This is a genomic window from Desulfovibrio sp., assembly GCF_041907885.1.
Lineage (GTDB): Bacteria > Desulfobacterota > Desulfovibrionia > Desulfovibrionales > Desulfovibrionaceae > Desulfovibrio.
In genome coordinates this window covers 1-20,082 of the sequence record NZ_JAYRGM010000013.1, presented here as the reverse complement: position 1 = coordinate 20,082, position 20,082 = coordinate 1, and the positions used below count along the sequence as shown (strand labels likewise).

Below are 20,082 nucleotides of genomic sequence, written 5' to 3'. Positions count from 1 at the left end.
AGAATGCCAGTTTTTTGCTATGTTATCACACCCTGCCCTGCCAGCCAAGCGCAGAACATCAGTAGTTATATTTCCAGGTCAGGCCGCCCTTGGTGCTCTGCTGCTCGGTGCGCACCTCAAGATTAGCCCGTGGTGTCAGCTCAAGCTGAATCACAAAGGCAGTGCTGCCCTGCTTTGCCCCCTGCTGCACACCCACGTAGATATCTTCCGTAAGGTATTTGCCCATTTCTACCGAGCTCCCAGCCGCCATGTTCTCACCGTCCTGCCCCTGCTGGCCTGCCCCGGAAGAATTGAACCGCAGCACGTCCACGCCAAGGGCCTGCCGCGCAGAATCAAGCACGCCTCCGCCGCCGTTGCCCGTACCAAAACCGGCCAGCTGCGCAACCGCCGCCGCAAGCCGCAGATTTTCCAGCCGCCCAAGCTCGCTGGCACTTTTGCCAAAAAGTATCTGGGCCAGAATGTCATCACGCGGCATCTCGGGGTCGCTGCTCAAAATGAGCTGCATCTTGCGCACGGTTCCCACAATGCTGATATTGGCCATGAGGGCCGGGGTCTGGCTGGTGAGCATGATATCGAGCAGGGGGTTGGACACAGCACCGCCGCCAAATGTCACAGCACCCCGCGCCAGCTTGAAATTTTTGCCCAGAATATCAAGGCTGCCCTTGGCCGCGCTGAGCTGGCCAGAAACAATGGGCTCGGCTGGCGTGCCGCCAATATGCAGATCTGCCCGCCATTCGCTTTTGAGGCCAAAGCCCTCAACCACAAAACGGCCAGGAATGACTATGCGCAGATCGAGCAGGCCAGCCTTGCCGCCAGCAGACTGACCCTGTACGGCAACAGCGGGCGCAGCGGCAGCCTTGCCTCCACCCTGCTTGGCCGAAGCGGAACCCACGGCTTTTGCGGTGGGGGCTGGCGGGCCGGAAGCCCCAGCCGTGGCCCATCCGGGCGAGGTATTGCTGATGGGCAGCGTGGTGATGCTGCCGCCGACCTCAAGATTGTTGAGCAGCACCAGCCCCTGATTGACAGTAAGGGTTCCGCGCACCTCTGGCGCTGTGGCGCTGCCGCCCACCGAAGCCTGGGCAGAAAGCTCCACGCGCATATCGCGGCGGCGCAGGGGGCGCAGATGGTCAACAGTTACATTGAAATCAAGCTGGCTACCGTCCAGTCTGCTCTGACCGGCAATACGCGCTGTTCCCCCAAGGCCATCGGCGGCGGCAAGGTTCACACGGGCAAGCCCCAGGGATCCTGTCCGGCCTTCTTCAAGATCAAGCCGCAGATTTATGGCCGAGAGCAGCACGCCCAGGGTAAGATTTTCGTACCGGGCATCGTCCATGCGCACAAAGCCCCTGGGGGCTGGCGCTTCAAGGGTTCCGCCCACATCAAGCGAAAGGGCAAGCCGCCCCGCAAGCCGCTGGTCGGCCACTGGCAGCAGGCTCCACAGGGGGGCCACAGCGCCGTTCCAGCGCACCGTTGCCCGCAGCGGCCCCTGCATGTGGGGACGCGGCATCCCGTCTGCCCCGAACAGCAGGGGAACGCGGGCCTCAACCCTGCATTCCGTGCCGCCCAGGGCCGCCACCGTTGTCTGGTCGGGCACAAGACGCATGGCCAGCGCGCCACTCCCCGCAGCCTCGCGCTCCAGCTTGCCGGATAGGCTCAGATTCATGGGTTTGAGAGCGCCCCCCGGCAGGGTCAGGCCGCGAACATCCACCCGCAGATCACCCTGGGGCTGGGCAGGACTGCCCGCAAGCCGTGCAGAGGCTTCAACAGTGCCTTCGGGCAGGGCGGGCACGAGCACACGCCAGGGAGCAAGGGCCAGATGCTCAAGCGTCAGGCGCAGATCGAGCTTTTCAGCCCCCAGTGCGGCCTGGGCCCGCAACCGGCCAGAGGGTTTCATGGTTACATCAAGTCCGTTCAGGCCCAGTTCCCCCGCTCCATAACGCACCAGGGCCCCGGCTGCGGCCCGCAGGCCCAGTTTTTGCGCGGGCAGGTCAAGTTCGAGCCGCCGCAGTTCAACCGTGCCGGGCTGCCAGCGCAACGCGCAGTGCGCCGCCGCAAAGCCGCTGGTATCAAGCGTTGCCTCCAGCGGCCCGGTTACCGAGCCCTGCGCACGCACCCTGGCCCCTAGCCTTTTGCCGTCGCTGTGCAGTCCGCCAAGATCAAGGCGCGCGGCAAGCTGCCCGACGCCAAAAACATCGGTCAGCGCGGCCTCGCCCTCCAGCCCCCGAACTTCAACCGCCGGGGCGCTACCCTCTCTGTAAAAAAGCCGTGGCACGCGCAAGCGCACGCAGGCCTGCTGCGAAAAGGCCCGCGTGCCCGCGCCATCCGCTGCCTGCTGCGAGAGCAGCTCCAGCGACAGGGCGGCATCGCCTTCCAGCCGCGCACCGGGCAAAAAGGCCGAAAGGGCCTTCCAGTCTGCAACGCGCACATCCACCTTGCCGTCAACGCGGGGCATGCCCGCCACGCCCACAGACAGTGGCAGGGGCAAGGCCGCCGCCACCTGTCCCGAAGCGACAATGCCCAAGATATCACCCTGTAGATCGCGCACGCCTGCCAGCACTGTGCTGCGGTCGCCTTGCCGCGTCTGGCGGGCGAATACCGTCGCACCAAGGCTTTGCGCAAAGGAATCTGCCGTGGCTGATGCCTGCACCCTTACGGCCAGTTCTGGGCCCGAATCAGCACCAACTTCTGCGCCAACTTCTGCGCCGAACAGCACCTGCCGCCAGCGAAAAGGCACGCTTTCCAGCCTGAGGGCCACATTTGCCAGTGCATGCCCGCCCATATTCCAGGCGGGGCAGTCGAGGGCCGCACGCACATCCGGCGCATCCAGTGACCCGCCGAGCGCCAGTTGCAGCCGGGCTTTTGCGGGCAGCAGGCCCCCGCCCGCATTTGTGCGCGCAGGGCTGGCATCGGGAACGTCGGCATTCTGCGAGTCAAGGCTGGTCAGGATATCCGCATCCAGCGGCCCGCCAAACCACAAATCCGCCGCGCCGCTCTCCCACGCCGCATGCCCCGCAACCCTCAGGGGACCCGCCTCTACAGAAATTTTTTCAATGGCCGCACGCCCGCCTGCCGCAGGGCCCCTACCCGCAGGAGCAGTGACGCGTGCCACCAGCCGCATATCCGCATTGGCCCCCTGCCCTAGCAGGCTTGCCAACATGCTGCCGCCTGCGGAATCTGCATCAGCTACGGGCGAAGAGGTAGCCTCTGCTGCTGCGGGTAAAGCCGTGTGCAGCGAACAGGCAAGCCCCGCCCTTGCGTCCAGAGCCAGCATATTCCCCTGCCGCGAGGGCACAGCAGAAACTTGCACACGGGCCTCAACAGCCGTGGCTGCAAGCCCGGCCAGAGGCAGGGGCGCGTTGTCAGCCCCCTTGAGGGAGAGTTCCATATCTGCCTGCACCCCAGCTGTTCCGCCCACAAGCTTCAGGCTCGCATCAAGGCGGGCAGTGGTCAGAGCTGCCGCTTCGGGGCGGGCATCGTCAGGGGCGGGCGGCAAAGAATTGCCAGCATCTGCCGGTGGCTGACCAGCCTGCCCCAGCAAGGACTGCGCCACCTGGGCATTGCTCAGGGAAAATTCGTCAATCCGCACCTGCGGCAACCAGCCGGGCAAAGAATCAAGGGCACGCAGGGCATCGGCCAGCGCCGAGCGCAGACCGGCTTCCGTAAGGGGGGGTGTGGATGGCGGCACGGTCGCCGCCTCCGGCAATTGGGGCATACGCAGCAGATCGGCACTGTCCACGCGCACAAAGGCCATGCGCAGCGCGGATGGCAAGGCCTGCCAGTCCCAGCTGGCGCTGCATGCGGGCAGGCGCAGCCACAGGCCATCGGCATCGTACAGCTCGACACCAAGCGTAAATGCAAAGGGCAAGGGGCCGGAAAGATGGGTGATACGCGCACGGATGGCCGGGGCAGCCTCGCCTTGCGCCACAGCCCCGTTTGGCGGCGCGGCCTCCATGGCCGCATTGATTTTATCTGTCAGCCACGCCTGTACACTCTCGCTGCGCAGGGCCGCCAGCCCGCCAGCCAAAACGCCAGCCAGAGCCAAAACGCACACGAGCAGACACAAACCCAGCGCCTTGCCCGCACGGCGCAGCCGACCGAATTTTAGGGGGGATTGCCCCGGCATGCGGGATGGCCGGGTAGCGCCCTCGCCCGTATCTGCCAAAGGCTTGGGCGACGGCTTGGGCGCGGCATCGGCGGCAGAAGATGGCGGCGTTGCCGCCTTGCGTTCCTGATCCATCAAAAAGACTGCCCTATGCTGACATAAATCTGCACCGGGGGGTCACCGTCAATGGGTTGCAGAGGAAAGCCCACATCCAGCCGCACCGGGCCGATGGGCGTAAAATAGCGGAATCCAAGGCCCGTACCCCAGTTCATATCGCCGATGATGCGCGGCAGCTCGTCCCTGTAAACCATGCCGCCGTCAAGAAAAGGAACCAGGCCAAAGTCATCTGTAATTTTGTAGCGGGCCTCAAGATTGACCACCTGATACGAACGCCCGCCCAGGGGCTCATCCTTGTGGTCACGCGGCCCCAGAGACTGGTAGGCATACCCCCGCACCGAGCCCGCGCCGCCCGTGTAATAGCGCAAACTGGCGGGAATGGCGCGCAGCCCCGCACCGGCAAGACCGCCAACTTCTACCCTGCCCGCCAGCACAAGCTTGTCATCTGGCAGGCCGTTTTTTCGAAAGGGGGCGTAATAGCCGCTGGCCGAAACCACGCCGGTCATGGCGCTGAAGGATTCGCCATAAAAACCGGCGTAGGGTTTGAATTTGAAGGCCAGCTCGGAACCATCGGATGGATTGAGCACATTGTTGCGCGTATCGCGGCGCAGCCCCAGCCTTGGGCCGAAAAATCCGTAGCCCTTGGCGTCCTGCTCGTTGTCCTTGATGGAGCCGCTTTCGCCGCCAAGCCCGGCGCTGCCCCACCACTGGCGCGAAAGCCGCCGCTCTATGTCGCCCGCGCCCGTACCGGCCATTTTTTCGTAGGCGCTGGTATTTTCGCGCAGGGTCGAGCCAGTCACCAGCAGCTTTTGCTCGCGGGCCAGAAAAGCCGGTTTTTCAAATGCCGCCTTGAGCCCCTGGGTTTCAGTGGCGATGGGGGCGCTGACGGTAAGCTTTTCACCATTACCAAAAAAATTTCGGTGCTCCCACATGCCTTCCACGCCAAGCCCGGTATCGGTGTCGTAGCGGGCGCTGGCCCCAACAGAGCGGAATGGCGCTTCTGCCACGGTAACTTCCAGCGGCAGCACCGCCGCACCGTCACGGCCCGCGCCGCTGGCAAGCTGTTCTTCAAGGGCCTTGGCCTCCACCGTGCGGAACAGGCCAAGGGCGCGCAGCTTGTTGGCGTAGTCCTCCACCATGTCCGAATTCCAGGGTTCTTCGGCATCGTTCCAGGGGGCCAGCCGTTGCACGTATTCGGCATTTACTTCTTTTGCACCGCGCACCTCGATGCGGCCCATGAGCGCGGGCGGGCCGGGGCGCACCAGAATATCGGCATTGAGCCTGCTGGCCTCACGGTCGAGCGTATAACTTGTGTCGGCAACACTGGCCATGGGGTATCCCTGCCGCCGCAGGGCTTCGGGCAGGGCGTTTACCGCTGCCAGCAGATCATCGGCAGCAATGGGCTTGCCAATGGCAACACCGGGCAAAACAGCGGGGAAGGAAGGCGGCGGCACGGATTCTTTTTCCAGCCCCCAAAAGCCCACCTCGCGCTGGCGGTTGCGAAAATATGCCGGAACAACGGGTTCGGGGTCGTAGTACACGTCTGCCCGGCCCAGGCTGTAGCGCTTGCCCGGTAACAGCGTGAGAACCACGGCAACGGGTGTGGATTCCCTGTCCATTTCAAACGAGGCCGTGCCGTCATAATATCCCTGCGAATGCAGCAGGCTCTGCGCGCTTTCCGTATCGGCACGGGCGCGCCTTTCCAGCGCAAGCAGGCTGTCGGGCGGCTCCTTGGCAAGCTGCACAAGCTGGCTTGAGGCCTTCATTTGCCCTGCCAGCGAATCTGGCCCGTTCTGCACCTTGATGCGCACCTTGTACGGCACAGGCTTGCCCTGCCAGGCCGTCTCCAGCCCCGGCGGGGCCGGTTGGGGCTGCTCGGCCGGGGCGCGGGCAATCAGGCCGCAGCCGCCGGCACACGCAAGCAGAACCAGTGCCACGAGCAATTGCAGCAGCACCGCAAGGCAGTAGGGCCTTGAATTTTCTGTTGCGCCAAGGTTACGAATCATGTCCAAACATACGATGCCCGACAACATGAATCAAGAACCATTAGCAACTGCCGCTTGCAAAAAAATGCCGCTCCGCTAGGATTGCAACAACAGGTCTTGTGCCTGCACACCGAATAACCACAGGATTCAATTATGAATTACGATCTCTGCCTGCACATGGACAGCAAGGACCCCGCCATCCTGCGCCTTGTTCTTCGTAATGCGGCCAACTATATCAAGGCCTTGCCCGAAGAACGTTTTCAGCTTGTGGTGGTGGCCAACGGCCCCGCAGTCACCCAGTTTGTCAAAAGCAATGAAGAATTCCGCGCCATTGCGGCCCCCCTGCAAGATCAGGGGCTGCGCATCATGCTTTGCGCCAATGCGCTGGCCGACAACAACATCGACCACGCCAGCATCTGGCCCGGCTGCGATGTTGTGCCCGCAGGCCTGGTGGAAATTGTGCGTTTGCAGCGCGAGGGTTTTGCCTACATCAAACCCTAGAGGGGTCAGGCCCCGCGCGGGGCAGGCACTGTATGCGCTGTACACTCTTGCTTGCGGCAATGCCGGAGGAGGCTGGGCATGGAATGCTTTGGGGAAATTCTGGATATGGTACGCCGCCAAACCCCAGTGGTTCACAGTATTACCAACTATGTAACGGTCAATGACTGTGCCAACATGATTCTGGCCGCAGGCGGCTCGCCCATCATGGCAGACGATGCGGCAGAAGTGGAACAGATCGTGGCCCTGAGCTCGGCGCTGGTTCTCAACATCGGCACACTCAATGCGCGCACGGTTGAATCCATGCTGGTCGCAGGCAGGCGGGCCAATGCCCTGAACATTCCCGTCGTGCTCGACCCCGTGGGCGCGGGGGCCTCAGATCTGCGCAACGAAACCCTGCGCAGGCTCTTGCAGGAAGTGCGCTTTGCCGTCATCAAGGGCAACAGCTCTGAAATCCGCTTTCTGGCTGGAGAAAAAGCCACGGCACGCGGCGTGGACGCAGATCAGGGGGCGCTGGTTTCAGAGGACAATCTTGCCCCTGCCGCACGCATGGCCGCAGACCTCAGCGCCGCCACCGGAGCCGTTGTGATTGTGAGCGGGCGCATAGACATTGTGGCCCATGCCCAGAAAGCCTGGGCCGTGAGCAACGGCGACCCGCTCATGACGCGCATTACAGGATCGGGCTGCATGACCGCCGTGGTGGTAGGCTGCTGCGTGGCCGCTGCCCCGGCAGAGCTGCCCCAGGCCTGCCTGTGCGCCGTGTGCGCCATGGGCGTGGCTGGCGAAATCGCCTCTGAAAACATGGCCGCAGTGGGCGGCGGCACGGGCACGTACCGCACCATGCTGCTGGACGCCATGAGCACGCTGGACGGCCCCGCCATTACCTGCCGGGCCAACGTAAAGCACATTCTGTAGGCTGCGCCCTTACCAAGTTGCAAAAAGCCCGCCTTTGTTCCGGCTGTACCACTGGTACGGCCTGGGGCAAGGGCGGGCTTTACTATGGCGGGAACTGTTGGATTTTTCTGAACAGGTATCTGGCTTTTAAATGGGCAAGCGCACCACACACAAAACATCGTTGCTGTACCGGCCATCGCGCTTGTATTCGCGATACCCGCGCGAACGGGCGCAGCCCACGGCATAGAGCACACCTTCCACCGATTCCAGCTGCGAATGGCACTCTCCCTGCCCCAGCGCCAGCCACTGGGGCTGCAAGGGGCTGCTCTCGCCGGGTATCATGTGGGCTTCGCTGGCGGCCACAAGGGTTCCACCCGCCTCTGCAAAGTAGCCCGCCGCGCCGTCAACCACCGCGCCTTCGCTGTTCTTGGGCAGGGTATCGGCCAGCATGTCGGCAAACTGCGGCAGCGAATCAAACACAATGCCTATGCCGCCCACGGCCTGCCCCCCCTCTGGAGCAAACACGGGAGCGCTGTACACATAGGTGGGCTGCGCCTTGCCCTTGGGATGGTACAGGGAGGTTGTGCGAAAAGGCGACACGGCAAAATCGTCCGAATCCTTGAGCGACAGGGTGCGGCGCACGTAGTCCTCGTTTATCTGCTGGCCGTAGAGGCCGCGCTCCGCTGCCTGTGAACAGGCCAGCACAACGCCGTGGGCATCGTAAAGAAAAAGATTGGAATACACAGTGTAGTAGCTGTTGATATATTCAAGAATATTCTCAAGCCGCGCCAGAGCTTTTTTGTCCATCGCAGGCTGGGCCAAAATACGGCGAAAATCTGGCGTAAGCGCCCACCAGCGGCAATCGTTGGCGCGCTCGTAGAGGTTGCGGTCCATGATTTCCACGGTGATGGATGCGAGAAACGAGGCATCGTTGAGACGCGAGGCTGTCACTGTTTTCAGCAGGCCGTCGGTAAAAAAGTGGAACTCCCGCTCCATCTCTATGCCCATCTTTCTCACCGCATCCAGAATGGGCGGCAGGGCCTGCGCGGCGTGGCGCTCGTCCTCGCGGGCATTGCCGCTCTGGCGCGCGGCCATGATCTGTCCGTTGAGCGCCGCCAGCGTGAGGTCGCCCATGACATCGCTGGCCTGACCTTCGATATTGGTCAGCTGGGCAGAAAAACCCGCCTCGCGCCGCACAAGGGCAACATCCAGCCCCTCGGTGGGCCTACTGGCAAAGGCGCGTTGCGCAGGCCGCAACACATGGGTCTGCCATGCCTGCCCCTCATAGCCCTGATAGCCCTCGGACGGACGCGAAACCGCCAGCGTGGTGCTGTTGCCAGAGCTGCTGACTGCAAAACTGTCTGCCGGGGTGCGGGCATAGGTGCGCCCCACGGGGGCCTGCCGGGCATCGCTGCTGGCAAAGGCCTCGCCCCTGCTGTCGAGCAGCATGATGACCATGTCTTGTGCAAAGCGGGCCATGCCCGCAAGCAGGTCTGCCACCTCGCCATCCATGTCAAAAACAAGGCAGAGCACACCAAGCGGCTCTGCTGCGCCCTCCGCACGAATAACGTGCGAATAGACCAGGGCTGCGCGTCCATCTGGTGACAGATCCGTAGGACGGAAAGTTTCCACAAACTCGCTGGCGGCCAGGGTTTGGGCCACAAGCGGGTCGCTTGAGGCGCTCACCGGCCTGCGGGTGTCGAGCTGCACGCATACCCTGCCCTGCGTATCGAGCACCAGAATATCCCGGTACACGCTGTACTTGGCGCGGTATGCGGCCAACCGCGAGCGCAAGGCGGCCACATCGGTGGAAGCCCCCTGCAAAAAACTGATGATTTCGCCGTCTGTTGCCAGAAAGCTCACATCGGCGGTGCGCTCGTACAGGTTGCGTTTGATGATGTCCATGACCACTTGGGCCACGGGCGACATCTCGCGCACGGCTTTTTCTAGCAGCTTTTCGGCCAGCATGGCGGTCATGTCCTTGCGCAGCTGCCCAAAGGTATCGCGAGTTTTGAAAATAAAATCGAACAGCGTGGCGGCAATGGCGTTGCAGTTGATCTTTCCCGTCAGGGCTATCCACGTCCACTGCCTTTCAAGCTGAGAAAATACCGTGTGGCAACGCCTGATATCAGGCATGTACTGAATCAACTGCTCAACGGCCTCTGTTTCGGACGCATGGGACTGGCGCACTATCACCTCGTTCAAGCCTCTCTTGACGCCGCAACGCAGTTCAAAAAACAGATCACTGATAATCAAATACAGATTGCACTGGATATTTGAAATCAAAACTGGGGGGAAAACGACCCTGTAAAAAAATTAAAAAATTGTCAATAATACTCTATTTTTTTGTTATGTGTGAACACAAAGTAATCAGACATCATGCCTTATTAAAAATGATACGCAGCATTATGCGCAAATGTGACCACAGATTTAATCCATACTGTAAAAACATCTTTCACAAATATACATTTGAACATTTTGCAACTACACTTATATATTTTTACGTCTCAATTGCGTATTTTATTCTATTTTTTACTCAATCGAATGCAATATAAATGCATCTTCCCCCAGCCCCAGGTTAAAATAATTTTAATTACAGTCTACCAAGCATAAACATGACAGCCTGTTACGCCATATACAAACAAGGCCGCCGGAAATATCCGGCGGCCTTGACCAATATATGTTGCTGCGGCCTGTTAGGGCCTGCCCAGGCAACCTAGCTGTTTTTGCGCTTGCCTGCGGTCTGGTAACGCTTCATGGCCGAAAGCTCGGCCTTGCGCAGACGGATGGAAAGCGGGGTCACTTCCACCAGTTCGTCTTCGCGCACAAAGTGCAGTGCGTGCTCAAGGGTCATCTTTTTCACCGGGGTGAGGGTGACGTTTTCATCCTTGCCCGAAGCGCGCAGGTTGGTGAGCTTCTTTTCCTTGGTGGGGTTAACGTCGATATCGTTATCGCGGTTGTGTTCGCCCACAATCATGCCTTCGTAGACCGGGTCGCCGGGCTCCACAAAAAGCACACCGCGCGGCTCAAGGTTAAAGAGGGCGTAAGCCACGCCGGAGCCGGCGCGGTCAGCAACGATGGAACCCGTGTAACGCGTGGGGAAGTCGCCGCGCCATTCTTCGTAGCCTTCAACGTAGGAGTTCATGATGCCGGTACCCTTGGTATCGGTGAGGAACTCGTCGCGGTAGCCGATAAGGCCGCGCGAAGGCACGCTGAATTCAAGACGCACACGGCCCGTGCCGTTGTTGACGCAGTTGAGCATGCGGCCCTTGCGCTGGGCCAGCTTGTCGGTCACCACGCCCATGAACACTTCGTCGCAGTCCACGTACAGACGTTCGATGGGTTCGATAACCTTGCCATTATCGTCCTTGCGCAGAATAACTTCGGGGCGGCCCACGGAAAGTTCAAAACCTTCGCGGCGCATGGTTTCGATAAGAATGGCCATCTGAAATTCGCCACGGCCCTTGACCAGAAAGGCATCACGGTCTGCCGTGTTTTCAACTCGCACGGCCACGTTGCGCAGGGTTTCCTTGACCAGGCGGTCATAGATGGCGCGGCTCTGCACAATCTTGCCTTCACGCCCGGCCAGAGGGGAGCTGTTGATGCCAAAGCGCATGGCCACGGTGGGTTCGTCCACGCGGATACGGGGCATGGCGCGGGGATTGTCGCGGGTGCAGATGGTATCGCCGATGGTGACATCTTCGATACCGGCCAGAACCACGATGTCGCCGGGCAGGGCCTTTTCCACTTCCACCACCTGCAAGCCGTCGTACACCTGAAGCTTGGTGGCGCGCAGGGGCTTGGGCTGGCCGTCTTCGCCGATGCAGGCCAGCGATTCCTTGGCGTAGACAGTGCCGTGCATGATGCGGCCTACGGCCAGACGGCCCAGGTAGTCGGAATAGTCAAGGTCTGCCACCAGCATCTGGAAGGGCTGCTCCGCATCATAGCTGGGGCCGGGAATGTACTTAACAATGGCGTCGAACAGGGGCGAAAGGTCCTTCTGTTCATCATCAATATTGTTCATGGCCACGCCAGCACGCCCAATGGCGTAGAGCACGGGAAATTCCAGCTGGTGCTCGTTGGCGTCAAGGTCGATGAACAGGTCATAAATTTCGTTGAGCACTTCCTGGGGGCGGGCGTCCTTGCGGTCGATCTTGTTGATGACCACAACCACGGGCAGACCGGCCTCAAGGGTTTTGCGCAGCACAAAACGCGTTTGCGGCAGCGGGCCTTCGGAGGAGTCCACCAGCAGGATTGCGCCTGTGGCCATGGAGAGCGAACGCTCCACCTCGCCGCCAAAGTCGGCATGGCCGGGGGTGTCGATGATATTGATCTTCACTCCGTTCCAGTTGACGGCGCAGTTCTTGGCCGCAATGGTGATGCCGCGTTCGCGCTCAAGGTCCATCTTGTCCATAACGCGGTCGTCCACCTGCTGGTCGGCGCGAAAAACGCCGCCCTGCTTGAACAAACCGTCCACAAGGGTGGTCTTGCCGTGGTCAACGTGGGCGATAATGGCTACGTTACGGAGGGATTCATTGTGTTGCATGGCTTTTTGCCCTTAAAAAAAACACTGGGTAGTGCGGTTTTGTTCCCCGCCAAGGGGAGATTCCGACTGGCAGCAAGGCTGCGGCAGTTAAGCGTCGGGACGAGGCCGACGCAGGCAGGGGGAAAAACCAGCAGTCGGTATTGTTTATTCTTTACTGTGTCCGGGCCGCGCTTTTACCCACTTTTCAGAGTTTTGTCACCATAGCGCGGATAAGCCGCCCCAGATTTTTGCCCGCCACAGCGGCCACTGCCAGAATTTCTTCCAAGGGAGCCGGGGTCATGCAGTCGGGCAAATTTTTATTGGTCAAACATGAAAGGCCCAAAACCCGCATGCCCATATGACGGGCAGCGATGATCTCAAGCACGGTGCTCATGCCCACGGCGTCGGCTCCCCACTGGCGGTACATGCGCGTTTCTGCCGGGGTTTCCATCTCTGGCCCGTGTACGCCAATGTACACGCCGCGCTCGAGCCGCAGATTCATCTTGGCGGCGGTTTCGAGCGCCAGCGCCCGCAGGTCTGCGTCCAGCGGAACGCACATGTCGGGAAAACGCGGGCCCCAGCCCTCGTGGTTAAAGCCGGTAAGCGGCGAATGCCCCGTATGGTTGATGATGTCGGTCATGCACATGATGCCGCCCGCATCAAACTGCGGGTTGAGCCCGCCTGCGGCATTGGTGATGATGAGCATTTTTGCACCCAGGGCAGCCATGACGCGCACGCCCATGCACACCTCTGCGGGGCTGCGCCCTTCATACAGATGGCAGCGCCCCTGCTGGATGAGCGCGTAGCGGCCCACGCAATCGTCCTCACCGCACGCACCGGGAAAGCGCCCCCACACAAAGGCTCCGGCATGTCCCTCCACGCTTGATACGGGAAAACCCGGCAAGTCGGCATAGGGCACAACCACCCGGTCTTGCAGCCGGTCTGCCAGATGCGAGAGCCCCGTGCCCAGCACAATGCCAATGGGCGCATCCGCACCGGCCTGCGCGCCAGCGTCGAGCCTGCACGCGCCCAGAGGCAAGGCCGAGGGCCCCTGCGCTGCCTCAATGGCCTCACGCAGGGCTGTGGCGGCACGCTGGACATCTTGAAAATTTTGCATAGAATCCCCCCTGAAAAAATAGGCTCCGTGGTCTGCTGCCAGGCCGCAATCCGCGCCGCGCTTCTCTTTGCCGCTGCGCGGCTTTTTGTGCGGGGCAGCCTCTGCGCGAGTGGATTTTCGCGCCAAAAACGGGTATGAGGTGCGGATGCATTGCCTGTATAGCCCGCCAGTCGATACCCCACAAGGGGGTACGGGCTACAAAACAGAACCGTAACATCCCGCCATGCAAATCCAAACTTCGGATACGCCGCCACCGCCCACGGGCACGGGCGGCCATGCCGGGCATAACCAACACAAAAAAAATCGCACGTTAATGAGGGAGACAGGCTTGGACAAAGCTCAGGACAGCATTCCCCTGCAAAAGCACAAAATTCTGGTGGCCAACCGTGGCGAAATCGCCATGCGCATCATGCGCGCCTGCCGCAAGCTGGGAGTGGCCTTTGCAGCCATTTTCACTGCTGAAGATGCGGCTTCGGGCCATGTGCGGCTGGCACGCGAACAAGGCGGAGAAAAAAGCCTTTACCGCGTGTCTTCTTACCACGACGCCAACGAACTCATGGCCGTGGCCGATGAAGCGGGTTGCACCGCTGTGCATCCCGGCTACGGTTTTTTTGCCGAGGACTATCGTTTTGCACGCCGCGTGACCAAACGCGACCGGAAACTCATATTCATCGGCCCCTCGTGGAAGATAATCCGCGAGCTGGGCGACAAAATCAACACCAAGCGCCTGGCCCGCAGCCTGGGCGTGCCCACCGTGCCGGGTTCCGACCGTCCCATTTACGACGAGATGGAAGCCGAACGCATTGCCAAGAGCGTGTTTGAATTCCAGGCGCAGCAGGGCATCACCCGCCCGCTGGTGCTGGTCAAGGCATCGGCTGGCGGCGGCGGCATGGGCATTGAAGAAGTGTACGACCCGGACCAGTTCCGCTCGGTCTACCGCCGTATCCGCAGCTACGCCCTGCGCCAGTTCAAGGACGAAGGCGTGCTTATCGAACAGCGCATCACCGACTTCAACCACCTTGAAGTACAGGTTGTTTCTGACCGTTCTGGGCAGAACCCCGTGCATTTCGGCACGCGCAACTGTTCCATCCAGTCCACTGGCCGCCAGAAGCGTATCGAGATCGCCCCCGGCTTTGCCCCCGACGAGCTCAAGTACACCTTTGACGCGGGCAAGGTACTGCGCGATATCGTTGACTATTCCCTCACCATGGCCCGCAAGGTGGGCTACGACAATGTGGGAACCTGGGAATGGATTGTGACCCGCAAGGGCGAACCCTTCCTTATGGAAGTGAACACGCGCATCCAGGTTGAAAACGGCGTTTCTGCCCGCATTTCAAAAGTGGGCGGCAAGGGCGATGTAGACCTTATTGCCGAGCAGATACGCATTGGCCTTGGCGAACCGCTGGGCTACGGCCAAAGCGATATCAGCTTTGAGGGCCTTGGCATCGAGTACCGCCTTATCGCCGAAGACCCGGACAACAACTTTACCCCCTGGGTGGGGCGCATCGAACGCTTTGGCTGGAAAGAACAGCCCTGGCTGACCATGCTCACCCATGTACCAACCACAGAACCGTATGAAATTCCCACAGAATTTGATCCCAACCTGGCTCTTGCCATCATCTGGGGCAAAGATCTGGAGGAAGCCAAGGCCCGAGGCCTTGAATTTTTGCGCGATCTGCGGCTGGAAGGGCACAATACCGCTGGCGAGGAGCTGAAATCCAACGTCAACTTCCTTGCGGCCAACACAGAACGCATCTTGCGTTTCTGACAGGGAACCAGCCCATGAACAAGGCATTGCCACCCCATCGGCCACAGCCCGCCTGCGCTGCCAGCGCAAGCGGCAGTCCTGCGGCCCACACCGCGCCCACGCGCTTCCCACGGGCAGGCATGCTGGCAGACAACCCATTGGCCGCCCTGATTTTCGGGGATTTCGCCTACCTAAAAAAACCAGTCTAGCTGGCCCCAATATATTATGGACAACAACATCGAAAAACGTATCCAGAGCCTGCGCGACAGGCTGACCTATCTGGTGGAAATATTTGCTGGCAAGCACAAGGACAACGCCGATCTGCTTGAAGAAAAGCTGACCGCCTTTGCCGCGCGCGTCCGCACCGGCACGGTAGAAGATCCCTATGCCGAACTTGCCACCGTAGAAGACCTTTTCAACTACGTGGAACGCCGCCTTGAAGGCAGCATTACGCCCATGGACAAGGTGCGCATTGTGCGCCATTCCCAGCGTATCTGCCTGCGCGACATTCTCGAAAACGTCTACGACAACTTTACCGAAGTGGGCGGGCAGGACGAGCACAGCCTCGACCCCAGCATGCTTATTGCCCGTGCGGTTATTACCCGCCGCCGTGGCAAGAAGGTGTACACCCAGTCGGTCATGGTTATCGGGCAGGAAAAAGGCCACGGCGCGGAATTCCGCAACGGCGGCTCGGTCAAGCCCTGGGGCAACGCCAAGGCGCAGCAGTACATGCGCGTGGCCGAAACCGAGGGTATCCCAGTTCACACCTACATTTTCACGCCCGGCTCGTTCCCCATCGAGGACTACCCCGGCGCGGCACAGCAGATCGCCCGCAACATCTACTGCATGGCCGGCCTGCGCGTGCCCGTTATTGCCGTTATTTCCGAGGGCGGCTCTGGCGGGGCCGAGGCCATTGGCCTGGCCGACAAACGCCTGATGCTTTCGCACGGCTACTATTCGGTCATTTCGCCAGAGGGTGCTGCCGCCATCGAAGGCCGCATCAAGGCTGGCCAGCGCGCCACGCCAGAACTGATCGAGAGCTGCGCCACAAACCTCAAGATGACCGCGCAGGACAACCTCAAGTTTGGCTATATCGACCGCGTGGTGCAGGAGCCGCCTCTGGGCGCGCGCCCTTGGCACTTCGACTTTTTCCGCAATCTGCGGCAGGAAGTGCTGCGCGCCACCGACGAAGTGGTGATCTCCACGCGCACCATGCCCGGCCTCAAGGGCCTGGCTCTGGCCCGCGTGCGCAAGCCCGATGCCAACCTGGACGAAATGTACACCCGCTGGGGCCTGACCTCTGCCGCCAAGGACAGGCTGCGCGAACGCCGCCAACAGAAGTTTTTGCGGCTCTCGCGACAGGCGGCCCGCGACAGGCGGCCCTTCTTTACCAAGATGGCCGTTGCCACCTGGGATTGGGTCACCAAGCCCTGGGTCAGCTTCAAGTACGATTTCTACCGCAAACACCAGAGGCGCATACGCACCTTTGTGGAAGAAGTTGAAAACGAATGGGAAGTGTTCAAGGGGCGCCTGCTTGCCCCCTGGCGCAAGCTTACGCGCAAGCTTCCCAGCACCAAGGTGGAGAACAGCAAGGTCAAGGAACTGACCGCCCTTTCCACATGGTCGGACGATGGCCGCCGCAGCCGGTGGAACTATATTTCGCCGCGCTACAAGGCCGACCGCGCCATTACCTGCCCCAACAGCGCCGCCTACGGCTGCCTTGACCTGTGGGGCCCAGACCTGTTTGCCGAATTTGCGGGCGTGTGCAGCCACTGCGGCTACCATTTTCCCATGGAGCCGGAATGGTATGTGAAGAACGTTTTTGATCTCGGCTCGGTATTTGAGTTCAACAGCGAGATCGAAGCGGGTAATCCTCTCGAATTCCCCAACTTCAGCGACCGTGTGCTCGACGCCCAGAAAAAAACCGGGGCCAAGAGCGGCTGCATTACCTTTGAAGCCCGCATAGACAACACCAAGATGGTTGTTGCCATGCTTATGGGAACCTTCCGGGGCGGCTCTGTGGGCGCTGCCGAGGGCTACAAGTTTGTGGAGGCGGCCCAGCGCGCAGCCAAGAAGCGCTATCCCTTCCTTGCCTATGTACACGGTACGGCTGGCATACGCATTCAGGAAGGCACGCACGGCGTTATCCAGATGCCCCGCTGCACCGTGGCCGTGCGCCGTTACATCGAATCCGGCGGCCTGTACATGGTGCTGTACGACACCAATTCCTTTGCCGGGCCAGTGGCCAGTTTTCTTGGCTGCTCGCCCTACCAGTTTGCCGTGCGCTCGTCCAACATCGGCTTTGCCGGGCCGGGCGTTATCAAGGAAACAACCGGCATGGACATTCCGCCCAAGTACCACCGCTCGTACCGCGCCCTTTCGCGCGGGCACATTCAGGGCATCTGGGACAGGCGCGAAGTGCGGGCAAACCTCAAACAGGCCCTGCTGACCATTGGCGGCAGAAACCTGTACTACAGGTAATGCCAGCCTGCGTGGACGCTGCAAGATAATTCCGAGCGGCGAGGTGGCCGGGAACTGTCCGGCCACCATCTGCCGGGGCCGGATCAAACCGGCCTTGGGCAACGCCGCCAATATATAACGCTTAACGGATCCTAGCATGATAAACATATCTGCACTGCTGGACGAAATAAAGGCTTCTCCCTACCGCGAGATCGTCATCAGTACGCCCCATTCGGGCAAGGTGACTTTTTCGGGCATAAAACAGGGCGACAAGGTCGTGGGGCCGCAGGGCCAGTGGAAGGAAAAGCCGGGCACTCTCATCGCCACCCTTGAACGCGAGCGTAACCCCAAGCCCATTTCTGCCAACGAAAAAGGCGAGATCAGCCTTTTGCACAGCGAGCTCGAAGGCACGTTTGCAGAAGCGGGCACGCCCCTTGCCGTGGTGCGCCACATGCTCACCCGCGCCGAGGTGGAACGCATACTGCTGCAAAAAGCCCTGCATCTTTTTGTTGCGCCCGAGCGGGCCAAGTACTACTTCACACCTGAAGTGGACAAAAAAATACACGCTGCCGACTCCCAGTCTGTGGCCGTGCGCGAGGGCATGGAACTGCTCATCATGTCACGCATGAAGCGCGAGGTTCCGCTGGCATACACAGGCCCCGCTGGCGTTATCTACGCCGTGTATTTTACATACAACGAAAATATCGATGCTGGCGCGCCCCTCATTGGCGTCTGCCCGCAGGATCAGCTGCCTGCCATTCAGGAAGTTATCATGCGCGTGCAGACAGAGTGGACAGAAAAAGACTAGCATTCCCCAAACAACGCCCCTGCCAGGGCCCGCAGCGTCATGCGTGGGCCAGGGCAGGCACCGCACAGGCACAAGGGCGGCTGCCGCCAACCGGAGCACCAATGGGCAAAGCACTGCAAATCCGCGTGAGCGCCGTTACATGGAACGAAGACCTGCTTGAAAAGCTCTGGCCCAAACTCACGGAGCTCGCTTTCAGCGTACCCATCAAACACGAAAAGCACGGTGTTTTTGACATGGTGCGGGCGCTGGACGATGGTTTGCAGTTTTTGCCGTGGTCGGAAGCCCGCCGCAAGGCCCTTGGCCCCGGCATTCTTGAGGCCGCACGGCTCAAGGCAGATATTGAGGCGGCCCTGGCAGACTGGCAGCCCCGCGACGCCAACAAGCTGAGCGACAAACTTGAAGACGTGCTGGATCAGCTCGAAAAAGCATTTGTAGCCTGAGCCCAAAAATCGCATACGACCCTGGAGCATCACCATGCTGAACAAAGTAATGATCATTGGCCGTCTGGGCCGCGACCCCGAGCTGCGCTACACACAGAGCGGCTCGCCTGTTGCCACCCTGAACGTAGCCACCGACGAATCCTACACCGACCGCGATGGCAACAAGGTGGACCGCACCGAATGGCACAGGGTTTCTGTTTTTCAGCGCCAGGCCGAAAACTGCGCCAACTTTCTCGCCAAGGGCAGCCTGATCTATGTGGAAGGCAGCCTGCAAACCCGCAAGTGGCAGGATCAGCAGGGTCAGGACAGGTATACCACCGAAATCAAGGCCCAGCGCGTGCAGTTTCTTGACCGCAAGGGCGATGCCCCGCGCGATGCCGGCGGTGGCCGTGGTTTTGAAGACGACTACGGCGCGCCTGCCGCCTCTGCGGCCCCGCGTGCCAATGCCCCGCGTGGCGGCCAGGGTGGTCAGGGCGGACGCCCCCAGGGCAACTTTGCCCCCCAGGGTAACCGCAAACCCCAGAATATGGACGACGACCTGGGCCCCGCCTTTCCCTCTGAAGCTTCCAACATGGACGACGTGCCGTTCTAGGCAGTCGTGCTTCAGTAGCGAGCAGCAGGGCTTTAGGCCTGGGCGCGCCCTGGGCGCGTTCGTGGGTTAACCACGCGGCATACGCATGGCAAACTCCGCCTGACGGAGTTTGATCCGCCGGGGCGGCTACGCTGCCGGGCGGAAATACACGGAAACCACTCGCTTTACGGCGCGGCAAAGCCGCGACCGGCTCCTGGTTTCCGATCGTGTTGCTCGGCAACACTAAAAGGGCGTGGATACTCCACGCCCTTTTTGCGTGACCTGTTTGGCGCGACAGGCGAGATTGAGAAAAATTTCTCTTCTTCTGCAAAAACATGCAAGCGTGCCCCAAGCAGGCCAATAGCGCGCCACCCGCTTATGACAGACCACTAGCGCCCAGCCCCCGCGCCAAAGCCTACCAAAAGGCTTTGCGAAAAAAAGCGCACTTTCACATGACCTTTTGGGGTTAGGCACACTTTTCTTGTCTGCCCCCCTTCTCTTTTTGCGCGATTCAGCGTATAGCTCTCCGTGAATTTTCCGCACGACTGGCCGGAACAATGGTTTTTGAGCAAGTGGTCAGAAAAATTTTTAAGAGGTAGTTGACTTTTTGTTAGAATATTCACAAGATGCGTTTTGAACACTGGCCTTCCGCACGGCGTTGCTGGCCACGGAAGGATGCCCACATAACTAAAACTCGGAGGATTTCGCAATGTCCAAACTGGTAGCTCCTCATGGCGGTAAGGGTCTGGTCTGTTGCCTTCTGGAAGGTAAGGCCTTGGATGACGAGAAGAAAAAAGCCGCAGGCCTGAAGCAGATCG

Annotated in this window: 12 protein-coding genes; 7 read left to right on the top strand and 5 right to left on the bottom strand. The window is 60.6% G+C overall.

Features of this window, described 5'->3' with window-relative positions; all coding sequences use genetic code 11:
- Positions 1–58: 58 nt before the first annotated feature.
- Together ACE3NW_RS08120 and ACE3NW_RS08115 are read right to left on the bottom strand one after the other, a co-directional pair.
- Entirely contained in the window at positions 59–4,237 is a 4,179-nt protein-coding gene (locus tag ACE3NW_RS08120) for a translocation/assembly module TamB domain-containing protein (protein ID WP_374282240.1), read from the bottom strand.
- Positions 4,237–6,225 carry an autotransporter assembly complex family protein gene (locus ACE3NW_RS08115; protein ID WP_374282237.1) on the bottom strand — a complete coding sequence of 663 codons (1,989 nt, stop codon included), beginning with the start codon at positions 6,223–6,225 and terminating at the stop codon, positions 4,237–4,239. Before ACE3NW_RS08115 ends, ACE3NW_RS08120 begins: the two co-directional genes overlap by 1 nt.
- 132 nt (positions 6,226–6,357) lie before the next feature.
- Between ACE3NW_RS08115 and ACE3NW_RS08110 the strand changes: the two genes are divergently transcribed.
- Positions 6,358–6,705, top strand: a complete 348-nt coding sequence (locus ACE3NW_RS08110; protein ID WP_374282235.1) for a DsrE family protein — start codon at positions 6,358–6,360, stop codon at positions 6,703–6,705.
- A 78-nt stretch (positions 6,706–6,783) separates the two neighbouring features.
- A complete protein-coding gene (gene thiM / locus ACE3NW_RS08105; protein WP_374282233.1) occupies positions 6,784–7,617 on the top strand; it encodes a hydroxyethylthiazole kinase in 834 nt (277 codons plus the stop codon).
- A 126-nt stretch (positions 7,618–7,743) separates the two neighbouring features.
- Here the strand turns inward: thiM and ACE3NW_RS08100 are convergent, their stop codons facing one another.
- From ACE3NW_RS08100 to ACE3NW_RS08090, 3 genes are all read right to left on the bottom strand, one after another.
- Positions 7,744–9,801 carry a cache domain-containing protein gene (locus ACE3NW_RS08100; protein ID WP_374282231.1) on the bottom strand — a complete coding sequence of 686 codons (2,058 nt, stop codon included), beginning with the start codon at positions 9,799–9,801 and terminating at the stop codon, positions 7,744–7,746.
- 511 nt (positions 9,802–10,312) lie between these two features.
- Positions 10,313–12,142 carry a translational GTPase TypA gene (typA, locus tag ACE3NW_RS08095; RefSeq protein ID WP_374282229.1) on the bottom strand — a complete coding sequence of 610 codons (1,830 nt, stop codon included), beginning with the start codon at positions 12,140–12,142 and terminating at the stop codon, positions 10,313–10,315.
- 184 nt (positions 12,143–12,326) lie between these two features.
- The gene (locus ACE3NW_RS08090) at positions 12,327–13,238 is read right to left on the bottom strand and encodes a purine-nucleoside phosphorylase (RefSeq protein ID WP_374282227.1); all 912 of its coding nucleotides are present in this window, start codon (positions 13,236–13,238) and stop codon (positions 12,327–12,329) included.
- Between the two features lie 313 nt (positions 13,239–13,551).
- Here ACE3NW_RS08090 and ACE3NW_RS08085 point away from each other — a divergent pair, with 313 nt between their 5' ends.
- The 5 genes from ACE3NW_RS08085 (at position 13,552) to ACE3NW_RS08065 (ending at position 19,285) form a co-directional block, all read left to right on the top strand.
- Positions 13,552–15,006 (top strand): biotin carboxylase N-terminal domain-containing protein, encoded by a 1,455-nt coding sequence (locus ACE3NW_RS08085; protein WP_374282225.1) that lies wholly within the window; start codon positions 13,552–13,554, stop codon positions 15,004–15,006.
- 204 nt (positions 15,007–15,210) lie between these two features.
- The gene (locus ACE3NW_RS08080; RefSeq protein WP_374282223.1) at positions 15,211–17,466 is read left to right on the top strand and encodes an acetyl-CoA carboxylase carboxyl transferase subunit alpha/beta; all 2,256 of its coding nucleotides are present in this window, start codon (positions 15,211–15,213) and stop codon (positions 17,464–17,466) included.
- 136 nt (positions 17,467–17,602) lie between these two features.
- Positions 17,603–18,253 carry a biotin attachment protein gene (locus tag ACE3NW_RS08075; RefSeq protein ID WP_374282221.1) on the top strand — a complete coding sequence of 217 codons (651 nt, stop codon included), beginning with the start codon at positions 17,603–17,605 and terminating at the stop codon, positions 18,251–18,253.
- Positions 18,254–18,354: 101 nt separating this feature from the next.
- Entirely contained in the window at positions 18,355–18,693 is a 339-nt protein-coding gene (locus ACE3NW_RS08070; protein WP_374282219.1) for a hypothetical protein, read from the top strand.
- 34 nt (positions 18,694–18,727) lie between these two features.
- On the top strand, positions 18,728–19,285 hold the full coding sequence (locus ACE3NW_RS08065; RefSeq protein ID WP_374282217.1) for a single-stranded DNA-binding protein: 558 nt from the start codon (positions 18,728–18,730) through the stop codon (positions 19,283–19,285).
- Positions 19,286–20,082: the final 797 nt, after the last annotated feature.

What these genes read in the sequence shown, in the direction of transcription:
- ACE3NW_RS08120 (WP_374282240.1), bottom strand. Translation starts at nt 4,237, where the DNA reads ATGGATCAGGAACGCAAGGCGGCAACGCCGCCATCTTCTGCCGCCGAT.
- ACE3NW_RS08115 (WP_374282237.1), bottom strand. Translation starts at nt 6,225, where the DNA reads ATGATTCGTAACCTTGGCGCAACAGAAAATTCAAGGCCCTACTGCCTT.
- ACE3NW_RS08110 (WP_374282235.1), top strand. Translation starts at nt 6,358, where the DNA reads ATGAATTACGATCTCTGCCTGCACATGGACAGCAAGGACCCCGCCATC.
- thiM (WP_374282233.1), top strand. Translation starts at nt 6,784, where the DNA reads ATGGAATGCTTTGGGGAAATTCTGGATATGGTACGCCGCCAAACCCCA.
- typA (WP_374282229.1), bottom strand. Translation starts at nt 12,142, where the DNA reads ATGCAACACAATGAATCCCTCCGTAACGTAGCCATTATCGCCCACGTT.
- ACE3NW_RS08090 (WP_374282227.1), bottom strand. Translation starts at nt 13,238, where the DNA reads ATGCAAAATTTTCAAGATGTCCAGCGTGCCGCCACAGCCCTGCGTGAG.
- ACE3NW_RS08085 (WP_374282225.1), top strand. Translation starts at nt 13,552, where the DNA reads ATGAGGGAGACAGGCTTGGACAAAGCTCAGGACAGCATTCCCCTGCAA.
- ACE3NW_RS08080 (WP_374282223.1), top strand. Translation starts at nt 15,211, where the DNA reads ATGGACAACAACATCGAAAAACGTATCCAGAGCCTGCGCGACAGGCTG.
- ACE3NW_RS08075 (WP_374282221.1), top strand. Translation starts at nt 17,603, where the DNA reads ATGATAAACATATCTGCACTGCTGGACGAAATAAAGGCTTCTCCCTAC.
- ACE3NW_RS08070 (WP_374282219.1), top strand. Translation starts at nt 18,355, where the DNA reads ATGGGCAAAGCACTGCAAATCCGCGTGAGCGCCGTTACATGGAACGAA.
- ACE3NW_RS08065 (WP_374282217.1), top strand. Translation starts at nt 18,728, where the DNA reads ATGCTGAACAAAGTAATGATCATTGGCCGTCTGGGCCGCGACCCCGAG.